At 36.8% G+C, this 17,732-nt stretch carries 17 protein-coding genes; 9 read left to right on the top strand and 8 right to left on the bottom strand.

Annotated elements, in window-relative coordinates; genetic code table 11:
• The 4 genes from Gferi_RS07415 to Gferi_RS07400 all read right to left on the bottom strand — a co-directional run bounded on the left by Gferi_RS07415 (position 1) and on the right by Gferi_RS07400 (position 5,192).
• Complete coding sequence (locus Gferi_RS07415) at positions 1-984, bottom strand: WYL domain-containing protein (RefSeq protein WP_069975054.1); 984 nt, start codon at positions 982-984, stop codon at positions 1-3.
• Positions 985-1,017: 33 nt separating this feature from the next.
• The gene (locus Gferi_RS07410) at positions 1,018-2,259 is read right to left on the bottom strand and encodes a WYL domain-containing protein (RefSeq protein ID WP_069975051.1); all 1,242 of its coding nucleotides are present in this window, start codon (positions 2,257-2,259) and stop codon (positions 1,018-1,020) included.
• Between the two features lie 897 nt (positions 2,260-3,156).
• Positions 3,157-4,107 (bottom strand): rhodanese-like domain-containing protein, encoded by a 951-nt coding sequence (locus Gferi_RS07405; RefSeq protein ID WP_330389615.1) that lies wholly within the window; start codon positions 4,105-4,107, stop codon positions 3,157-3,159.
• A 170-nt stretch (positions 4,108-4,277) separates the two neighbouring features.
• Entirely contained in the window at positions 4,278-5,192 is a 915-nt protein-coding gene (locus Gferi_RS07400) for a sulfurtransferase (protein WP_069975048.1), read from the bottom strand.
• Positions 5,193-5,395: 203 nt separating this feature from the next.
• On the opposite strand from Gferi_RS07400, the gene Gferi_RS07395 reads away from it, so the two are divergent.
• Positions 5,396-6,955, top strand: a complete 1,560-nt coding sequence (locus Gferi_RS07395; RefSeq protein WP_069975046.1) for an ArnT family glycosyltransferase — start codon at positions 5,396-5,398, stop codon at positions 6,953-6,955.
• A 42-nt stretch (positions 6,956-6,997) separates the two neighbouring features.
• Here Gferi_RS07395 and Gferi_RS07390 read toward each other — a convergent pair whose 3' ends face one another.
• The 3 genes from Gferi_RS07390 to rffA are packed head-to-tail and all read right to left on the bottom strand — an operon-like array spanning position 6,998 to position 10,138.
• A complete protein-coding gene (locus Gferi_RS07390) occupies positions 6,998-8,236 on the bottom strand; it encodes an ATP-grasp domain-containing protein (protein WP_069975044.1) in 1,239 nt (412 codons plus the stop codon).
• A 12-nt stretch (positions 8,237-8,248) separates the two neighbouring features.
• On the bottom strand, positions 8,249-8,986 hold the full coding sequence (locus Gferi_RS07385) for a glycosyltransferase family 2 protein (protein ID WP_069975042.1): 738 nt from the start codon (positions 8,984-8,986) through the stop codon (positions 8,249-8,251).
• Positions 8,987-10,138 (bottom strand): dTDP-4-amino-4,6-dideoxygalactose transaminase, encoded by a 1,152-nt coding sequence (gene rffA / locus Gferi_RS07380; RefSeq protein WP_069975040.1) that lies wholly within the window; start codon positions 10,136-10,138, stop codon positions 8,987-8,989.
• Positions 10,139-10,317: 179 nt separating this feature from the next.
• Here rffA and Gferi_RS07375 point away from each other — a divergent pair, with 179 nt between their 5' ends.
• Positions 10,318-10,536: a sulfurtransferase TusA family protein gene (locus Gferi_RS07375; RefSeq protein ID WP_069975039.1), complete on the top strand. Its 219-nt coding sequence runs from the start codon at positions 10,318-10,320 to the stop codon at positions 10,534-10,536.
• Here the strand turns inward: Gferi_RS07375 and Gferi_RS07370 are convergent.
• Positions 10,533-11,429, bottom strand: a complete 897-nt coding sequence (locus Gferi_RS07370) for a LysR family transcriptional regulator (RefSeq protein ID WP_069975037.1) — start codon at positions 11,427-11,429, stop codon at positions 10,533-10,535. The two genes, Gferi_RS07375 and Gferi_RS07370, sit on opposite strands and share 4 nt — an antisense overlap.
• A gap of 233 nt (positions 11,430-11,662) precedes the next feature.
• Between Gferi_RS07370 and Gferi_RS07365 the strand changes: the two genes are divergently transcribed.
• The 7 genes from Gferi_RS07365 (at position 11,663) to Gferi_RS07335 (ending at position 17,710) form a co-directional block, all read left to right on the top strand.
• Positions 11,663-12,352, top strand: coding sequence for a YeeE/YedE thiosulfate transporter family protein (locus Gferi_RS07365; protein WP_069975035.1), 690 nt, complete (start codon positions 11,663-11,665; stop codon positions 12,350-12,352).
• A gap of 30 nt (positions 12,353-12,382) precedes the next feature.
• Positions 12,383-12,610, top strand: a complete 228-nt coding sequence (locus Gferi_RS07360; RefSeq protein WP_069975033.1) for a sulfurtransferase TusA family protein — start codon at positions 12,383-12,385, stop codon at positions 12,608-12,610.
• Positions 12,611-12,630: 20 nt separating this feature from the next.
• A complete protein-coding gene (locus Gferi_RS07355; protein ID WP_069975031.1) occupies positions 12,631-13,164 on the top strand; it encodes a YeeE/YedE thiosulfate transporter family protein in 534 nt (177 codons plus the stop codon).
• 15 nt (positions 13,165-13,179) lie between these two features.
• Positions 13,180-14,418 (top strand): FAD-dependent oxidoreductase, encoded by a 1,239-nt coding sequence (locus Gferi_RS07350; RefSeq protein ID WP_069975029.1) that lies wholly within the window; start codon positions 13,180-13,182, stop codon positions 14,416-14,418.
• Positions 14,419-14,699: 281 nt separating this feature from the next.
• Complete coding sequence (locus Gferi_RS07345; RefSeq protein ID WP_069975027.1) at positions 14,700-15,287, top strand: TetR/AcrR family transcriptional regulator; 588 nt, start codon at positions 14,700-14,702, stop codon at positions 15,285-15,287.
• A gap of 97 nt (positions 15,288-15,384) precedes the next feature.
• A complete protein-coding gene (locus tag Gferi_RS07340) occupies positions 15,385-16,452 on the top strand; it encodes a radical SAM protein (protein ID WP_069975025.1) in 1,068 nt (355 codons plus the stop codon).
• Positions 16,453-16,684: 232 nt separating this feature from the next.
• Positions 16,685-17,710 carry a branched-chain amino acid aminotransferase gene (locus Gferi_RS07335; protein ID WP_069975023.1) on the top strand — a complete coding sequence of 342 codons (1,026 nt, stop codon included), beginning with the start codon at positions 16,685-16,687 and terminating at the stop codon, positions 17,708-17,710.
• The last annotated feature ends 22 nt before the right edge of the window (positions 17,711-17,732 follow it).

Raw genomic sequence — 17,732 nt, 5'->3', positions numbered from 1 at the left:
CTAGGGCCTATTGAACATATGGAACTGTTTTTGTACCCTTTCAATAAATTTGGTTCTAAAATCTGGAGGACCTAATACTTTTATAGCAGGTCCGTAGGAAAGGAGTAGAATTAAAAGCTCCTGCTCATCATCATCGGTATAATAGATTTTAATACTGCATTTACCAGATTCTTCATGAAAGCTGGAGATTCTTTCATAATTGGACAGGCCAATAAACACGCGTTCGAAGCCTTTGCGAAGATTATAGACCTCTATCTCAATAGGCTCTGTTTTGCGTTTGGCAGCGATGAAAGATTCATAATCCAACAGAAAGGATTGCTTGAGCACAGTTATCGATACGATTCTGGCAAGATTGATTTTCACATAGAGATTTTCCTTTTCTTCCTGTATGCGAATACCACATATGCGAAACTTATCATCACGAATTCCATACTCCAGTTTATAAGGCGCAAGTTTCATTGTCTTACGCTCACCCTTTGAAGTGTTAAAGCAGATTTTTAGTGCCCGGTTATCCCTTATTGCCCCAAGAATACACTTAAAATTAGAAATATATTTCTCATCGGCATAATCATCTCTATCCAAGGCAGTTTCTTTAAAGGCAATGTTATCCACATTAAAAAGGGGAGCCGTATCCCATAGGGCTTCATGGATTTCTTTAAGCATGTCTTCGTCAAAAAACAAATGGATCTTTTTATCAGAAAGGACACTTTTTATAAAGGACTTCTGCAAATTTGTCAAGGGCTTTGCAGGACTGGACTGAAGAATAGAAGCATAACCGGCGCCGGATTCTTTAAGCAGATTATATCCCTGTTTTCCCTGAGCGATAACCTCAGGGGTAAAATATAGATTGCTTTCAGAAAAACCATATTGTGCAACAATATCATGGATATCTTTCAGGGTAAGCTCAGACGACATTGCTTTTTTAAGTATTTTTTCTAACATCCAATAGTACAAGCCATATATTTCATTATAGATACTATCCATCGTTCACACCTTCTAAAAATAGATTGGCATATATCAGTCTTCATACATTGCCAGCATAGCATGAATATCTCTTTTAAACTGTGAAATGATATGGGCCTCGCTGCCCTCAATCTGAAGAATACGACCAATAAATGTTCTAAGCCATGGAACCATTTCAAGACTATCCGGTATGCCTATACTGTATTCAAAAATATTATCTTCTATTTTCGTAAGCGTACCATGTTGACCTTCTCTTCGAATACGTTCAAGTACATATTGTTCGGTAGCTTCATCTATTTGAAGACGCACAGTTAGGTTATGGAGTTTTTCTTTCGTTTGAGGGGTAATTGAAAAAGAATGTTTCATACGAAGTTGATAGTCCCTAAAAAGGTTGTCAAATTCAGGACAGATTTCACCAAAATCCACGTCCTTTATATAATCAATTCGTACTGTGGAGAATTTCCTGCTGTTCTCATGGTATATAGCTGCATAACGCCTTCCAGATTTTGTATTGCTTAAAATCTGAATGGGAACACAAGGATTTTTTCTATTTCTATCACCTTTAGCAGGGATCATTGTCAGCGTGACCATCCGTTTCATCTCTATGGCCTCAAGCAGTTTTAATACAATTTCATCGTCCAATGTCTGTGAAAAATAAATTTGTTTATAGATAAAAGGACTGTCCTGCTCATTGTTTATGGAATGACCCATGAAGCCTCCCGGCAAAATGTTTTTATAATAGGATAAAGCCATGTTGAGGCTTTCACTTGTTTTAGGGGAGAGACGATGAAGTGGGTTAGGTGGCAAAGAATAATGCAGGGTTTTGCCGGATTTTTTCCCTTCCAGTATACCGAGCTGGGTATACTCTTTAAGCTTATTGCGAATCGTCATGGTATCCATAGGCTCACTGGCGCTGAAGGCTGTAGTATAATCATCACTAATGATTTCAGCAACTTCTCTTACACTTAAGCTTGTATGCTTTGAAAAAATGTCGAGAATTACAAAGTGAAGAAAGCAATCTTTTTTTGTAAAAGACTTGGTTTGCCATACTTTAAAAAGTGGATTGGATGTTTTTGCAATGGTATTTGAGGATATTGAAATGCTTTTTCCTTTACTATCATGGGTTTTAACAATCAGTTCACTAAGATAACTTTCTATCCGTCTGCGCTCATTGTCATAAGTGCGTGGTGAAAGTCCATCGAAATCGCCTCTTCCTTTGAAGCCATAGATAAAGAAGTCCCTGGTAAAGGAACGAATTTTTTCAAAATTTTTAATAAGTTCCGTATATCCTGCCATAAGCCATCTCCAAAATAATTAAGTCATAATAAACACTAGCTTTGTTCGTTAAGGAGGTATCAACTAGATTATAACATGTAGACCTTTTACTTTCTATAAAATCCCTTCGCAAACTTTTTTAAAAGATTTATCAGATTTTCCAGTGTATAATAGAAACAAAGCTGAAAGGAGAAGGAATTTTATACATTGGTATGGAATAAATTATGAGGGAAATCTTTCCCTATAAAAAGAGTGTCTAGGACGCTTTCGCTAGGAAACCCTAGGTTTCCTTCGACGACAGCAAAGCTGTCTGAGCACCTTCCTGAAGGCGGCAGGGGATTTCATCCCCTACGGTGCTGGACCGTTAAGAATAAATTGTAGGGGCGACCTGTGGTCGTCCGTAGGATGAATTGTCATCCTAAATGGAGTGAAGGATCTTTGGGTCGCACTATCCAACTATTACGACTTAATTTTACCATAAGAGGTACACAAATAAAATGTTATGATTTCAACACTATTCTTTAACAGAGCATTTATAAAAAATGATAAGTTATGAGTGCGTGAAATGCGTACAAATAATGTGAGGTTAAGGTACAGTTTGTAAAAATTGTACTATATCTATGTGGATGAAAATTAAGAGAAATCATATACTACAAGATATTGTAAAAGATCTGAAGAAAATGAAGTTGTAAGATCAAAGGACGAATATGAAAAAGTGATATAACTATTGCACTATCAAGCAAAAGGAAGTTAAAGCGTAATAAAATATTGATACATTAAATATAGAAATTAAAATGCAGGGGTACTGATAAAACATCGTTTCCTAGATCTCAATATCAGTAAAACAAAAAGGTATATCGAATTTCGAGTATTTGGCTCAAAATTTGATATACCCCTTTTATTGTTTATAGGTCTAAATTATTGTACAACAGGAAAACCTTTATTGATCCATCCTTGTGGCGCATTGGATTCCATACCCATGCCGCCATTTAATGAAACTGCATCATAGCCAAGCATCTTTAAACCTGCTACGGTTTGACCGGCAGTTTGGCCTGTGTAGCAGTAGACTATAATTTTCTTATCCTTAGGTAATGTGTTGAATTTTTGTTCCATTCCCTTACCGAATGGAATATTCATAGCGCTTTCAATATGACCCTTAGCATAGTCTTCTGCACTTCTGATGGAAAGGAAAATCACACTATCATCCTTTGCATCTAATAGAGCCTTTGCATCATCTTCACTAATTTTGTAATTAGCATAAGTTGTACCTTTTACGTCGGCTAATCCTTTGAAATAGGCTTCTACTGCAGTTTTGACATCTGCAGGGATATCGGCAGGTGTTCCCTGTGGGAAATCATTGGATTCTGTTTCTGTGACATCTGCAATGCCTTCAACCTTAGATATACCAAAATCCCATCCAAGATTTACAGATTTTGCATCAAAACCTGCCATATTTAATAATGCTACTGCCTGACCAGCCGTTTGTCCTGTGTAGCAATATACCATAAGGGTTTTGTCTTTAGGCAATTTGCTCAGGTTATCGCTAATGGCTGTTCCCCAAGGCGCATTGACTGCCCCTTTTACATGCCCTTTATCATATACATCTGCCTGTCTGATATCTAAGATGAACATATCTTCTCCTGCTTTTACTTTGTCAATAAAATCCTTTTGACTAATTTTATAAACATCTTGAGGCATGTTTGCAAAGTAGGCATTTGCGGCTGTTTCTACTGCACTTGGAGCACTTGTCTCAGGAGCTGCAGGAGCAGGAGCCGGTGGCTCTTGTTTTGCTCCGCAGCCGGCTAAACTGAAAGATAAGCTTAAAATAAGTAGAGCTACAAGAAACTTAAAGCTATTTTTTTTCATCATTTCTCCCCCTTACAATCAATTACTCTGTTATTTTTTTGTCATAATTAATTATAGCAGAAAGACATACTTATCTTGTAATCGTTTTCCTTATATAGCATAAGCATTTGTTATAATCAATCCTTTTATAAAATGTAAAAGAACTAGGTTTTTCTAGTTCTTTTTAAGAGGGTTTATGAATTGTCCTGTTGATTTGACTCTACTTTTAAGCCTTCAGGTCTTTGAACTGGCAAGGAAGGATTTGCAGACCATTCTACCCAGGCGCCGTCATAGAGCTTAAGATTGCGATAACCGGCATTATAAAGAGCTAGATAGGTTTGTGCACCTCTGATAGAAGTCTTACAGTAAAGAATAGTAGTTTTTTCAGGGGTAATTCCCTTTTCGATATATTGGATCTTGATATTCTCAATGGATTTGTATGTACCATCCTTATAGTTGTTTTGGATATAATCAAGGAGGATAGAACCCGGTATCGTGCCCTCGTTGAATTCTTCTTCTGTACGGGTATCCAATAGAACAACATCCTTACTAGGGTCATTGACTTGTGCTTTTACATCTTCTATGGTAGCAATCATGTCTGTATTTTTGTCTTTTGCTGCATAGGTTGTTTCCATAATACCAGGTACATCTGAAGTAACCTCAAGACCAGCATTTTTAAGGGCTTTATATCCGCCGCTAACCACCTTTACATTTTCATGACCGTAAACCTTCAGCGTCCACCAAAGTCGAGCTGCATCCATATTGTTGGTATTGTCATAGATGATCACCGTAGTATCATTTCCGATTCCGCTTTTTCCTAATAGGTCTTCAATTTTTGTTTTTGAGACTAACATATTTGAAACGGGTACATTTATCGTAATATCCTCTCGCTTAATATTTACTGCGCCTTTAATATGTGCTGTTGCATATTCTTCTGCACTCTGCATATCGACTAAAACCGCGTGATTTTCATTTAACAAAGCTGATACGTTGCCTGCTTCAATAATATTTTGTCCGCTCCCCTCTACTTTTGTAGAAGTACACCCTATTGTCAAAAGCATTAAAGTAGCTATTAAAATAATAAATATCGATCTTACCATTCTTTTCATACTTTTGCCCCCTTCATATAGAAATCAATATTGTTAAATAATGCACAATTCTCCTTTTATTATACTTGATTCCTTTCTGCTATTGTTATAAGTTTTTCAAATATTATATCGAATTATTTGATACACCCATAGGGTCAAAGGCGTATATCCCAATTAAAAGAGTGTGCTATAATGATTTTAGTATCAATGCAAAGGAGTATGCTATGACAAAACAGAAGCAGTTGCATAAAAAATATTTATTATATGCTTTTTTTATCGGGTATTTTTTACTGAATACCATTTTTTTGACCAGATTTCCCTTTATACACTCTGACGAATCTTGGTTAAGCGGCTTATCTAGAAATATGCTGGAGAATAAAAGCTTTTCGGTGACAGAGTCCTTCTATGATTTAAAAATCAGGAATCCCCATGCTATAAAAATACTCTTTCATATGATTCAGGTTTTATTTATTCAATGCTTTGGCTATAGCCTGTTCAATATGCGTATGATATCGCTTTTATTTGGGTTGCTCTCTTTAGGGTATATGTATAAACTAAGTGCATATATTTTTAATTCTTCCAAGTGGGCTGTATTGGCCATGCTATTGCTGAGTATGGATATACAATTCATCTATGCCTCCCATTTTGCACGGCAGGAGATTTTGCTTGTTTGTGTATTATCATATGGACTATACTTTATGTTTTCTCGAATGGATGAAAAAGGATACAAAAAGGATCTTTTGCTTGGAGTACTGGTTGGACTAAGCATTGGACTGCATCCAAACAGTTTTGTGATTGCTTTGCCCTTTGGTCTTATTTATTTGTACCACATCTGCCTTACAAAAAGAACGCACCTAATGAATTTATTACTGTATGCTTTTACTGTAGTAGGCTTTGCAGCAGGCTTTGTGCTTTTGAGTATTTCCTTTGACCCCAATTTTATTAGAAATTATATGGCTTATGGACAAAGCGAATTTGAAGTCTTGCAGCCGATTTCTTCAAAAATACTCCAGGTAAAGTATTACTATCTGAAACTATTTTATCAAGTGAGTGGAACTTACTATACGCCCAATATAAAACTTCAAGCGATATTATTTTTAAGCGCCTTATTTTTTTCAACGATAATACTTTTTAGAAGGAAGGGGAGAGAGAAAGAGAATATTTTGTCAATTCTTTTAGGGATTTTTGCAGTAAATGGTGGGAATATAATCATTGGCAGGTATAATCAGACCAGTGTTATTTTTTTATTTCCATTATTTTATATTTTAGTTATTTATGCTGTGAAAAATCTGCCTATGCTTTATCGAAGACTGTCTGTTGGAATCATCTTTTTTTTGATTTTAATGGCAACAACGATGCAGATACTTCCTTTTGCTAATCCTACTTACGATCAATATATTGCTGAAATTTCTAAGGTTGTACCCTCTGATTCTGTTGTGCTTGCAAACCTCAATACAGAGTATTATTTTGAAAATGGGAAACTTTATGATTATCGAAATTTAGCATTTTTGAAAAATCATGAGATGGATTTTGAGGAGTATATTTATAAAAATCAAATTCAATATATTATTTATCCGGAAGAGATGGATTTTATTTATGATACCCGTCCGGTCTGGTATGGGCTTTATGGAAATTTGGTTTATTATGAAGAAATGAAAGCATTTTTAACACAAAAATGTGATAAAGTCTATGAATTCACCGACTCTGTCTATGGCATTCGAATCGTTAGATATATGAGTACAAAGGATTGGAAAATAAAGATTTATAAAGTCCGTGATAATTAATAATGGAGCAGATTTCTGCTCCATTATTAATTATATTGCAATCTATTTGCCATTGAACCGAATCAGCATATTGTTACCAGCTTCGTCGTATATGCCTAACTGGTCATAAGCACGTTTAATATTTGATGACAAATCCACAGCACTTTTTCCTTGAATGATCATATAGCCTGCTCTTTGGGTAGCATTGGCGATTTCTTTGATTTCTGTTCCAATTTGAAAGTTGTGCTTTGCCTGCAATACACCAGGGAGTTTTTTGATTTTCTCCATATCTGTTAAAGCTTTAATAATACAAGTCTTCGCAAAAAACATTTCTACGGAAACATGTTTATCCGTTGAATACAAGTCAAAGTGCTTGAGTCCAGTAGGATCGATAGTTTTTCCAAGGGCACTATCAATAAGCATATCCAAAAGATCAATGCCTATAATTTGTGGAACATATTCATCCTCATAGGCTCCTCCAATACGGCAGGCAATTTCATTGACTTTTATGCCTTCCTCGCCAATGAGCATTTGGAAATAGATAGGGCCATTTTTGATTTGAAAGGCGGCTACAATATTTTTTGTAATGGAGAGAATTTCATCATAATATTTTTTCATATATTTAGAGGGGAAATGATGACCGATACAAACACCGATATGAGGATAATTGTTAAAGGTTAATCGATCTACAATGGAAAAAACATAGGTTTCTCCATTAATTACCCAACCGCTAACGGTAATCTCATCACTGGGATAAAATCTTTCAAGTAAAATCTCCTTTTTCCGCGAAAAACTCAATACATCATCAAATAGATTGCGGATATCATTCATGGAATCTAATTTATATACGCCTCTTTGCCCTTGGCTGTCCAGTGGTTTAATGACGACTGGAAATTGAAAGCTATATAAATCACTGTCTGCAAAGTCTTTCTTTAATAGTGCAAATGCAACGGTAGGAATTTTATTTTGAGCAAATATTTGTTTCATCACTTTTTTATTCGTTACAGCCTTTGCAGTTTTTGCATCAATGGGAGAAGGAAGGTTAAGCGCTTCCGCAACTTTTGCGGCAGTATACACAGGCTGATCTGTTCCGATGGTAAGAACCCCGTCAATTCCATATTTTTTAGCAACTTGGATATTTCCATCAATATCAAAGGTACTAACGTTTTCGCTATAATCTCCATAGGCTTTCCCAGGAGCATGAGGATAGAAATCAGACACAATTACAGTATGGCCTTTTTCCTTTGCTCGCTGGATTACATTTAACTGAATGTTACTTCCACCTAAAACTAGAATTTTCATGGAACATACTCCTTACCATTGAATATTTTTTATTACAAACTGCGGTTTTTTCGGAAACGGCAAGTATTTGGAAAAACTTGAATAGTAGAGAATGACCTTTATAAATAGCTTGATTAATGTATAGGGGTTATAATTTGATTCTCCGCATTTCCTCTGGTCATGTATAACTGGAATGTCTGCTACATTGGATGTGACTTTAAAAATAATCGGCGCTAAATAGACGAAAGATGTTGTGTTCAAAATAAGCTGCTTTACAATATTTCTTCGCATGATTCGAAAACTGCTGACTTGAACACCAGAAGGTTTTGCACATATTTTGTTAAATAACCATCGAATCAGCTTGGTTCCAACGTTGCGATATTTGGGATGATTTTTTTTTATGGGAATACCAAAAACCACATCATAGCCTTCCTCCAGCTTTTTCAGAAGTTTTTCTATTTCCTCCGGAGGATGCTGTAAGTCATCATCCATGGTAATAATAAATGTACCTTCTGCATAATGCAAACCGCACATTAAGGCATTTTGCTGACTAAAGTTTCTTTCTAACTGTATAAGTTTAATCTGTGGATGGTGTTTTTTTAATCGCTGCAGTTCCCTATAACTATCATCTTGGCTATGATCATCCACAAGGATGATTTCATATTGTATAGTGCATAGTTTTTGAAGCGTATGCGTAAGCCGCAGAATCAACTCAGCAAGTGTTTTTTCACTATTATAAACAGGGATAACAACTGAAATCTGAATGACCATTTATAATTCCCCAAACGCGTCGAGACAGCTGGAAAGGTGTTTTTGTATATAGGCAAGCTGTTCTGCAGTCATCCCTGGATAGATGGGCAATCTTAGCAAACACTTGCTAAGGTTTTCAGTGAGGGGTAAATCATTCTGATGATAGCCGAGTTTTTGTCCTGCTGTGGAGCTATGCAATGGAACAAAGTGAAAAGCAGTAGCGATTCCTTTCTTTTTCAAATTGCCCATTAGCGTATTTCTCTCTCTCTCATTTCTACACAAAATGGTAAACAAATGAAAATTGGGTGTGCAGTCAATGGGTGTTTGAAGCATTTTAATGATTCCTCTATCCACATACCTTTTAAGAAAGTTTTCATAATAGCTGTGAATGGCTCTTCTTTTTTGAGTGATATGATCCATTGACTCGAGCTGCGCATATAAAAAAGCCATTAAAAGATCTGAGGGAGTATAACTTGATCCCATATCTACCCATGAATATTTATCAATTTCCCCAAGCATGAATTGCCTGCGATTGGTCCCTTTTTGCCTAATGATTTCAGCTCGATACAGAAGTTGCTCATCACTGGTATTTAACAGCAGCGCGCCTCCCTCTCCACAGGTATAGTTTTTTGTGCCATGAAAACTATAACATCCCATATGTCCCCAAGTCCCCAGATGCTTTTCTTTAAACTTTGCATTGACTCCTTGTGCAGCATCTTCAATAACATACAAATGATAGGTCTCTGCCAATGTCATTATCTCACCCATTTTACACGCAATTCCTCCATAATGTACAGGAATGATCGCTTTTGTGTTTTTGCTAATTTTCCTTTCTACGTCTTTTACATCAATATTTAAGGTTGCTTCTTCAATTTCTGCAAATACAGGCTTTCCTCCATGAAGCATCACTGCATTTGCAGTAGAAGGAAAAGAAAAGGAGGGCATGATGACTTCATCCCCTGGCTTTAAGTCTATCAATAATGCTGCCATTTCAAGGGCATGGGTGGCAGAAGTGGTCATGACCATATTTAGGATTTCAAACTTATTTTTCAGTAGGGATACAACTTTTTCTGTATAGTGGCCATCTCCACTAATTTGATGTTGTTCCATAGCCTCTCTGATATGGTTGATTTCTGTACCGATATAGTAAGGTTCATAAAAAGAAATATTCATAGCAAGCCCCCATTTAAATTGAGCGATACATTTGCAATCACAGATTTATTAGATATAGAAAGGGTAGTTTCTCAGAGGATTGATCATAAATATCTAACCACAGTTTAAGGATACTCGTACAAAATTTATATGTAAATGGTATAATAAAAGTAGTAAATAATGAATAAAGAGGGGATAACATGCGTGAGATAGATTGCTTAGGCGAATTTTGTCCGATTCCTGTTCTAAGAATTAAAGAAGCGCTAAAGTCAATGTCGGCTAATGATACAATAAAGGTTATTACAGATCACAGCTGCGTTTTGCAATCTATCTTAGACCACTATAGTAAAAAGAGTTTGAAAGTAGAATCTCAGGAAGTAATGAATGGTATCTGGGAGATATTTATCACAAAGCTTTAGCAAAAGCTTTGTTCTCCGATTTTCTTTATGTATTGAATAAACGCTTTTACACTGCTATTATGCAGTTTTTCTTTTTTATAGAGAATATAGATATCCTGCTTCATGTCAAAATCGCCAATGTAAATCTGCTTGAGCTGTTTTGTATAGATTTCTTTTTTAGCGGAGATATAAGGTACAATTGCAAGTCCATATCCTTTGATTACTGCTGATTTTAGTGATTCAATGGAGTCTAAAGACAGGGAAATATTAAAATGATCCAAGTTATAGCCTAAATCCATTAAATATCGATTGATCTGTTTTTGTTCTCTATGGATGTTGTTTAACATAAAGAGTGGATAGCTGATTAAATCCTTTAGACATACATCCTGTCGAATATTGAAGCCTTCTGATGCCACAACAATTAATTGTTCGGCCCCAACCTTTGCATAGGATAGATCTTTATCTTCGGGCTTCCCGTAAATAAATCCCACGTCACATACATCATTGAGAACATTCTGCTCGACCTGATTTGAAAAGGCTGATGCAAGATTAAATAGCAATTCAGGAAAATTTTGCTGAACGGTGTATAATGTACAGGGCAGTGCATAGGTCGCTAATGTTACATTAGAATTGATTCGTATGGTAGCATGATTGCTGCTGATGGCTTTTAAATCCTCAAGCATATTTCCATAGCCCTTGACTAAGGTTCTAGCATACTTTTCGACAATCTGACCTGCTTCCGTAAGCTCCACCCCTTTATTACTTCTGTTTAAAAGCTTATATCCCAACATCTCTTCCAATCGTTGGATTTGTTGACTTAATGCAGGTTGTGAAATGTGAAAATTAACTGCTACCTTCGAAATACTTTTCGCTGTGGCCACTTCATAAAAATACTTTAAATATTCAATATTCACTTGAATCCCTCCTGCTCAGCAGATACCCTAACTTCTTACCCATGATTTTTGTGTTATCTTTTTAACATTATTATAGCATAGACTTTACTATAATTATATCTTATACCCCAAGATGCATTATAACTTATCTTTATATTATATAATCATATCAAATAATCATAAATTTTCATCTATGATATAATGTATTTAGTCATCATTGTTAAAAAAGTATCGATTTTAAGGAGGGTGATGCTATGTCTGAATCAAATGTTAGCAGCCGTACTTCCTCCAGAAGAAGAGAAGGTGCCGGTAGAAAGCCTAAGAAAAAGCAACAGCCCTATGGGATTGCGCTACTGGTAGGCGTAATTGCATTTGGCATCTATCTATCAACGATCTCTGCTAAGCTTACTCTTTTCTGGATACTAGGTTGCTGCTTTGGGGTGATTCTTCAGAAGTCTAGATTTTGTTTTACGGCTTCCATGAGAGACCCATATCTTACAGGAAGCACTTCTGTTACTAGAGCTGTTCTGATAGCGTTTGCAGTAACTACCATCGGCTTTACAGCTATCAAATACGGCTATTATAGCAAGGGTTTGCCGATTCCTGGCCAAGGCTATGTAGTGCCAATCAGTTTAGCCACAGCTGTAGGCGCTTTGCTGTTTGGTATCGGTATGGTTATCGCTGGTGGCTGTGCTTCAGGGACACTCATGCGTGTTGGCGAAGGCTTTACGATGCAAATTTTATCTTTGATTTTCTTTGTCATCGGTTCCCTTTGGGGCGCTCATGACTATGGATGGTGGAAGTTAAATTTTATGCTGAAGGGACCAACGGTATTTTTACCCGATCTCTTTGGATGGTTTGGAGCAGTTGCTGTTCAACTTTTACTGATTGCTGGATTATATATCCTTGCTGATAAGTGGGAGAACAGAAATCAAGAGCAATAATATTCATAAATTGTTAAGGAGGATTATTTTATGAAAGAGGTAATGTTAGATTGTTTAGGAGAAGCTTGTCCAGTACCATTGGTTAAAACAGAAAACAAACTAAAAGAATTAGCAGTGGGTGACTTTTTAATCGTTCAAATTGACCATAGCTGTGCAATGAAAAATGTTCCTGAATGGGCAAGAAAAGAAGGGCACAATGTTGAAATTGAAGAAGTAGATGATGGGGAATGGGAAATTATTATTGAAAAGACCAAGTAGTTTTATTTGGGGGTGAAATTTTGAACCTTTATGAAAGCAAGTTTTATAAAATATGGGTGAAGGGTGCTTGGACCTATGTGACAGGCGCAATTCTTTTGTCGATTTTCCAGATTGCAACACTGGCCTCTACCGGTGATCCCTGGGGTGTTAGCGGAGCTTTTGCCAATTGGGGAGCTTGGCTCTACAGAGCGGTAGGCGGTAATGTAGATAAATGGTATTACTTTAGCAGTGAAGGTGCTCAGGCTACTTTAGAAGCTGGATTTTTAAAGGATCCTGGTTCAATTAGAAATCTAGGTACAATCGTAGGAGCTTTATTGGCCACCTTACTTGCTTCACAATTTAAAATTAAAAAGATTAAATCAGGCAAGCAAGTTGTGGCTGCGTGCGTGGGTGGTTTATTAATGGGATACGGAGCAAGGATTGCCTTTGGCTGCAATATTGGTGCATTATTTAGTGGGATTGCTTCATTATCATTATCAGGATGGGTGTTTGCTATTTTCCTATTTGCTGGTGCTGTAATAGGGAGTAAGCTGCTGGTAAAATTCTTTATGTAGTTTGGAGGGGTATTCATGCAGAAGAAAGTAGAGAAGTATGATGTAGTAATTATCGGTGGCGGAGCGGCTGGTCTGACCGCGGGTATTTACTGTGGTCGTGCCCGGTTAAAAACCCTGATTATAGAAAAGTCCTTGGTAGGAGGACTTGCAACATACACCAATGAAATAGAAAATTATCCTGGTTTTCCAGAAGGAACAACCGGTCTGGGCTTAATGGATCTATTTCACAAACAAGCGAAAAAATTTGGCGTGAGCTTTAAGTTAACAGATGTAAAAGGTGTGCAGCTAGCAGGTGAAACCAAGATCGTTGAAACCTTTAGAACTAATTATGAAGCAAAGGTTGTTATTGTTGCCTCTGGCGGGAAGCCTAGATTGACTGGTGCAAAAGGAGAAGCAGATTACTTGTATGACAAAGGGATATCCTTCTGTGCTACTTGTGACGCAGCTGCAAACACAGATAAAACGGTTCTTGTCGTTGGTAGTGGAGATGCAGCGATTGAAGAGGGTATGTTCCTCACGAAATTCGCAAAAAAAGTAATTGTCTCCGTACTACATGATGTTGGAAAAATGGATTGTAACGAAATTGCGAAGGAGCAAGCTTTATCTAATCCCAAAATGGAGTTTATTTGGAATACAGTAGTAGAGGAATTTGCAGGAGAAGGACATTTGCAAACCGTGATCTTGAAAAATTTAAAAACCAATGAACGTATTCCTGTTGAAGTAGATTCTTGTTTCTTATTTATTGGCTACCTTCCCAATACGGAAATATTCAAAGATATTTTGGATATGAATCGAGGGGGTTACTTAATTACCAATGAGAAAATGGAGACAAATATAGAGGGTGTATTTGCAGTCGGAGATGTAAGAGATAAGTTTCTTAAACAAGTTGCTACGGCTGTTGGAGATGGAGCCATAGCAGGTTTTGGTGCTGAAAAATATATAGCAGAAAGCGAACTTTTCCATCAGCAAATTATGAAAGATGATATAACTGGTATTATTTATATATATAATGCCGTCGACCCTAAATCCAGAGAATATTTAACGACTATAGAAAAAATGGAAGAGGAATATAAAGGAAAAGCTAGATTTACAAAGGTGGATATCTATAAATCTGCAGGTATAGCTAATCGACTAGGGGTAAAGGACGTGCCCTGTATTGTAATGATAAAAGATGGCAAAATCAGTGAGGTTTTTACAGATGGCTTTACAGAAAATGAGATTGCAGCAACAATCAATAAGTCAGTTTTAGTTTAGTACAAAGGGATTTGAGAATTTTAATAGAAAAACTTTACTTTTCAAAAACACACTTATTAAAAATTGAATGAGATAATCATAAAGCTTGCTTAGCTGATTTAATGCTATATTTAGAATTGAATCAGCTGGGCAATTGTTTTTTTATAGAAAAGCGAGGTTTTTTAATTAAAAGGGATCAGAAGAATTTAGTTGAATTTTGAAAAGGATATCGACAAAAAGAAATTTCTATGCTACAATTAGAATGAATTAAATTTAATTCATTCTAGCATGGAGGTTATAAAGTGGAAGATACAAAAGCTGATATATTTAATTGTGCGAAAGAACTATTCAGTACCAAAGGCTATAAAGATACCAACATTTCAGACATTACGAAAAAAGTTGGGATAGGGACAGGAACATTTTATAAATACTATGCCTCAAAAGATGAACTTTTTTTGGAGATTTATCTGAAAGAAAACGAAGAACTGAAAAAGAGTATTATGAAATCAGTAAAATTGGACGGAGATCCTATAAAAATTGTACAAGAAATAATTGCAAATAACCTTGACGGCATGAGATCGAATCCGATACTGAAGGAATGGTATAATAGGGATCTCTTCAGCAAGCTTGAGAAGGAATTTTATAAATTGGGCGGAATAAAGCGCATAAACGAATTAATGAACGGCAGTTTGATGGAAATAATAAAAGCGTGGAAAGCCCAAGGAAAGTTAAGGGATGATATAGATGACGATATGATACTGGCCATTTTTAGTTCCATACCTTATATTGACATTCATAAGGAAGAACTGGGAATACAATATTTCCCCCGAATTCTGGAATACCTAGAGGAATTTATAATGAAAGGTCTGACTGATTGCCGGCAAAAATAAATACGGTGTATTTATTTTTGTCAATAAGTGAATGAATTAAAAAATGTTCATTCGCAGCTAAAGCAATTCAAATCCAATATAAAGGGAGGATATCAACTTGAAAAATAATGATTATAGTATTAAGCTGAACAATTCGATAAGTGATTTCTTTCATGATGCCCTGAGGATTATCGTAAAAAAACCAGCAATGATGGAGTTTGTCCTTCAAAGCATTTACTTTCAGAAGAAAGCTGCTCAAACAAGGATGGAATATGAAAAGCAGGAACTTAAGGTTCCACCATATATGATCATCAGTATAACGAACCGATGCAATCTTGCGTGCAAAGGCTGCTATTCTAAGGCACAGCACAGACCAGTTGAAAAAGAGATGAGCTGTGATAGATTACAATCAGTAATTCTGGAGGCAAAAGGTCTGGGTATCTCGTTCATTTTTCTTGCGGGCGGTGAACCGCTTATGAGGCCTGACATCCTTGACATAACAAATGAAAATCCGGAAATAATCTTTCCTCTTTTCACAAACGGAATACTGATTACTGACGAGATCATTACTCGACTAAGAAATCAAAGAAATGTAGTCCCCATAATCAGTATGGAAGGATATGAAACAGATACAAATGAAAGAAGAGGCTCCGGTGTTTATGAACACCTTCAGAAAACGATAAAGAAACTGAAGCATTCCGGTATCTTTTTCGGTTACTCATTTACTGTTACAAGAAAGAATTTTGATACACTGACTGACGAAGCCTTTATCAATAAATTATTGGCATCGGGCTGTCAATTGTTTTTCTTTGTGGAGTATATTCCGGTAAAGGAAGCGACGGAGGATCTTGTGATTTTGGAAGAACAGCGGATTGCGCTTGCCCAAATTTTGGATTCCTTCAGGGCTAAATTCCCGGGACTGTTTGTAAGTTTTCCGGGCGACGAGAAGGATTATGGTGGATGTCTTTCGGCAGGGCGGGGATTTATTCATGTCAGTGCTGAAGGCGACGTGGAACCTTGTCCATTTGCGCCCTATTCTGATGTAAATATAAGAGAAGTATCATTAAAAGAGGCGCTACAGTCCGAATTGATGAAAAAAATCCGTCAAAACCATACCGGACTGAATGAACCGAAGGGCGGGTGTGCATTATGGAATAAACGGGAATGGGTAAAATCCTTGCTCTAAAAATAAAAAAGGTGGAAAAAAATAGATTGCTATGAAGAACAATAAAGTGGTACTTAAAAGTTCGTCAGGAAGTATTCGTATATTAAAAAATAACTGAGAATATTAATTGCCGCTGTACAGTAAAGAAAATGGTATTGTATACAATGATAACATTGTGTGCAATGCCTTTTTTTGTTACGATGGAATAAGAAGCTTTTATTAAATATTATAAAAATTTAGAGAGGTGATTGATATGACGAAAGCGGTAGATATTGATTGGAGCAAATTGGGTTTTAACTACATAAAGACAGATTACCGCTATATCTCTGTATGGAAGTCTGGAAGCTGGGACGACGGTAAGTTAACGGAAGACAATACCCTGACCATAAGTGAAGGCTCAGCGGCTCTTCATTATGGACAACAGTGCTTTGAAGGCTTGAAGGCATACAGAACAAAGGATGGGAAGATACAACTCTTCAGGCCGGATCAGAATGCAAAGCGTATGAAAAGCAGCTGCAGACGGCTCTTGATGCCTGAAATCCCAGAAGAAAAATTCATCGGTGCTTGTGTACAAGTTGTAAGGGCTAATGCACACTATGTACCGCCGTATGGCACAGGTGCTACCCTCTATCTCCGGCCTTATGTAATCGGAGTTGGGGACAATATCGGTGTGAAGCCTGCTCCGGAATATATTTTTGGCGTATTCTGCATCCCTGTAGGGCCCTATTTTAAAGGAGGCATGACGCCTGTCAACTTTATTGTTTCCGAGTATGACAGAGCAGCACCCTACGGAACAGGTGCTGCCAAGGTAGGAGGCAACTATGCCGCAAGCTTGATGCCCCATGAGGTGGCTGTAAAGAAAGGCTTTGCAGACTGTATTTACCTGGACCCTTTGACTCACCGTAAAATCGAAGAGGTTGGTGCTGCCAACTTCTTTGGAATTACTAAGAATAATAAATTTGTTACACCAAAATCCGAATCCATCCTTCCAAGTATCACGAAGTATTCTTTGATGCATGTGGCGAAAGAATATATGGGTATGGAAGTTGAAGAAAGAGATGTCCTGATTGATAAGCTGGATGAATTTGCAGAGGCCGGAGCTTGCGGAACCGCCGCAGTCATTACGCCTATCGGAGGGATAGAATATAATGGGAAACTTCATGTATTCCATAGCGAAAAGGAAGTAGGACCAGTCACTAAAAAGCTCTATGATATACTTTGTGGAATTCAATTCGGAGATGTGAAAGCGCCCGAAGGCTGGATCGTTGAAGTAAAATAAATGAGCTGTTATACATGATAGG

It is taken from the genome of Geosporobacter ferrireducens (genome assembly GCF_001750685.1).
Lineage (GTDB): Bacteria > Bacillota > Clostridia > Peptostreptococcales > Thermotaleaceae > Geosporobacter > Geosporobacter ferrireducens.
The sequence above is the reverse complement of the archived record's forward strand: the minus strand, read 5'-3'. Positions and strand labels throughout refer to the sequence as shown.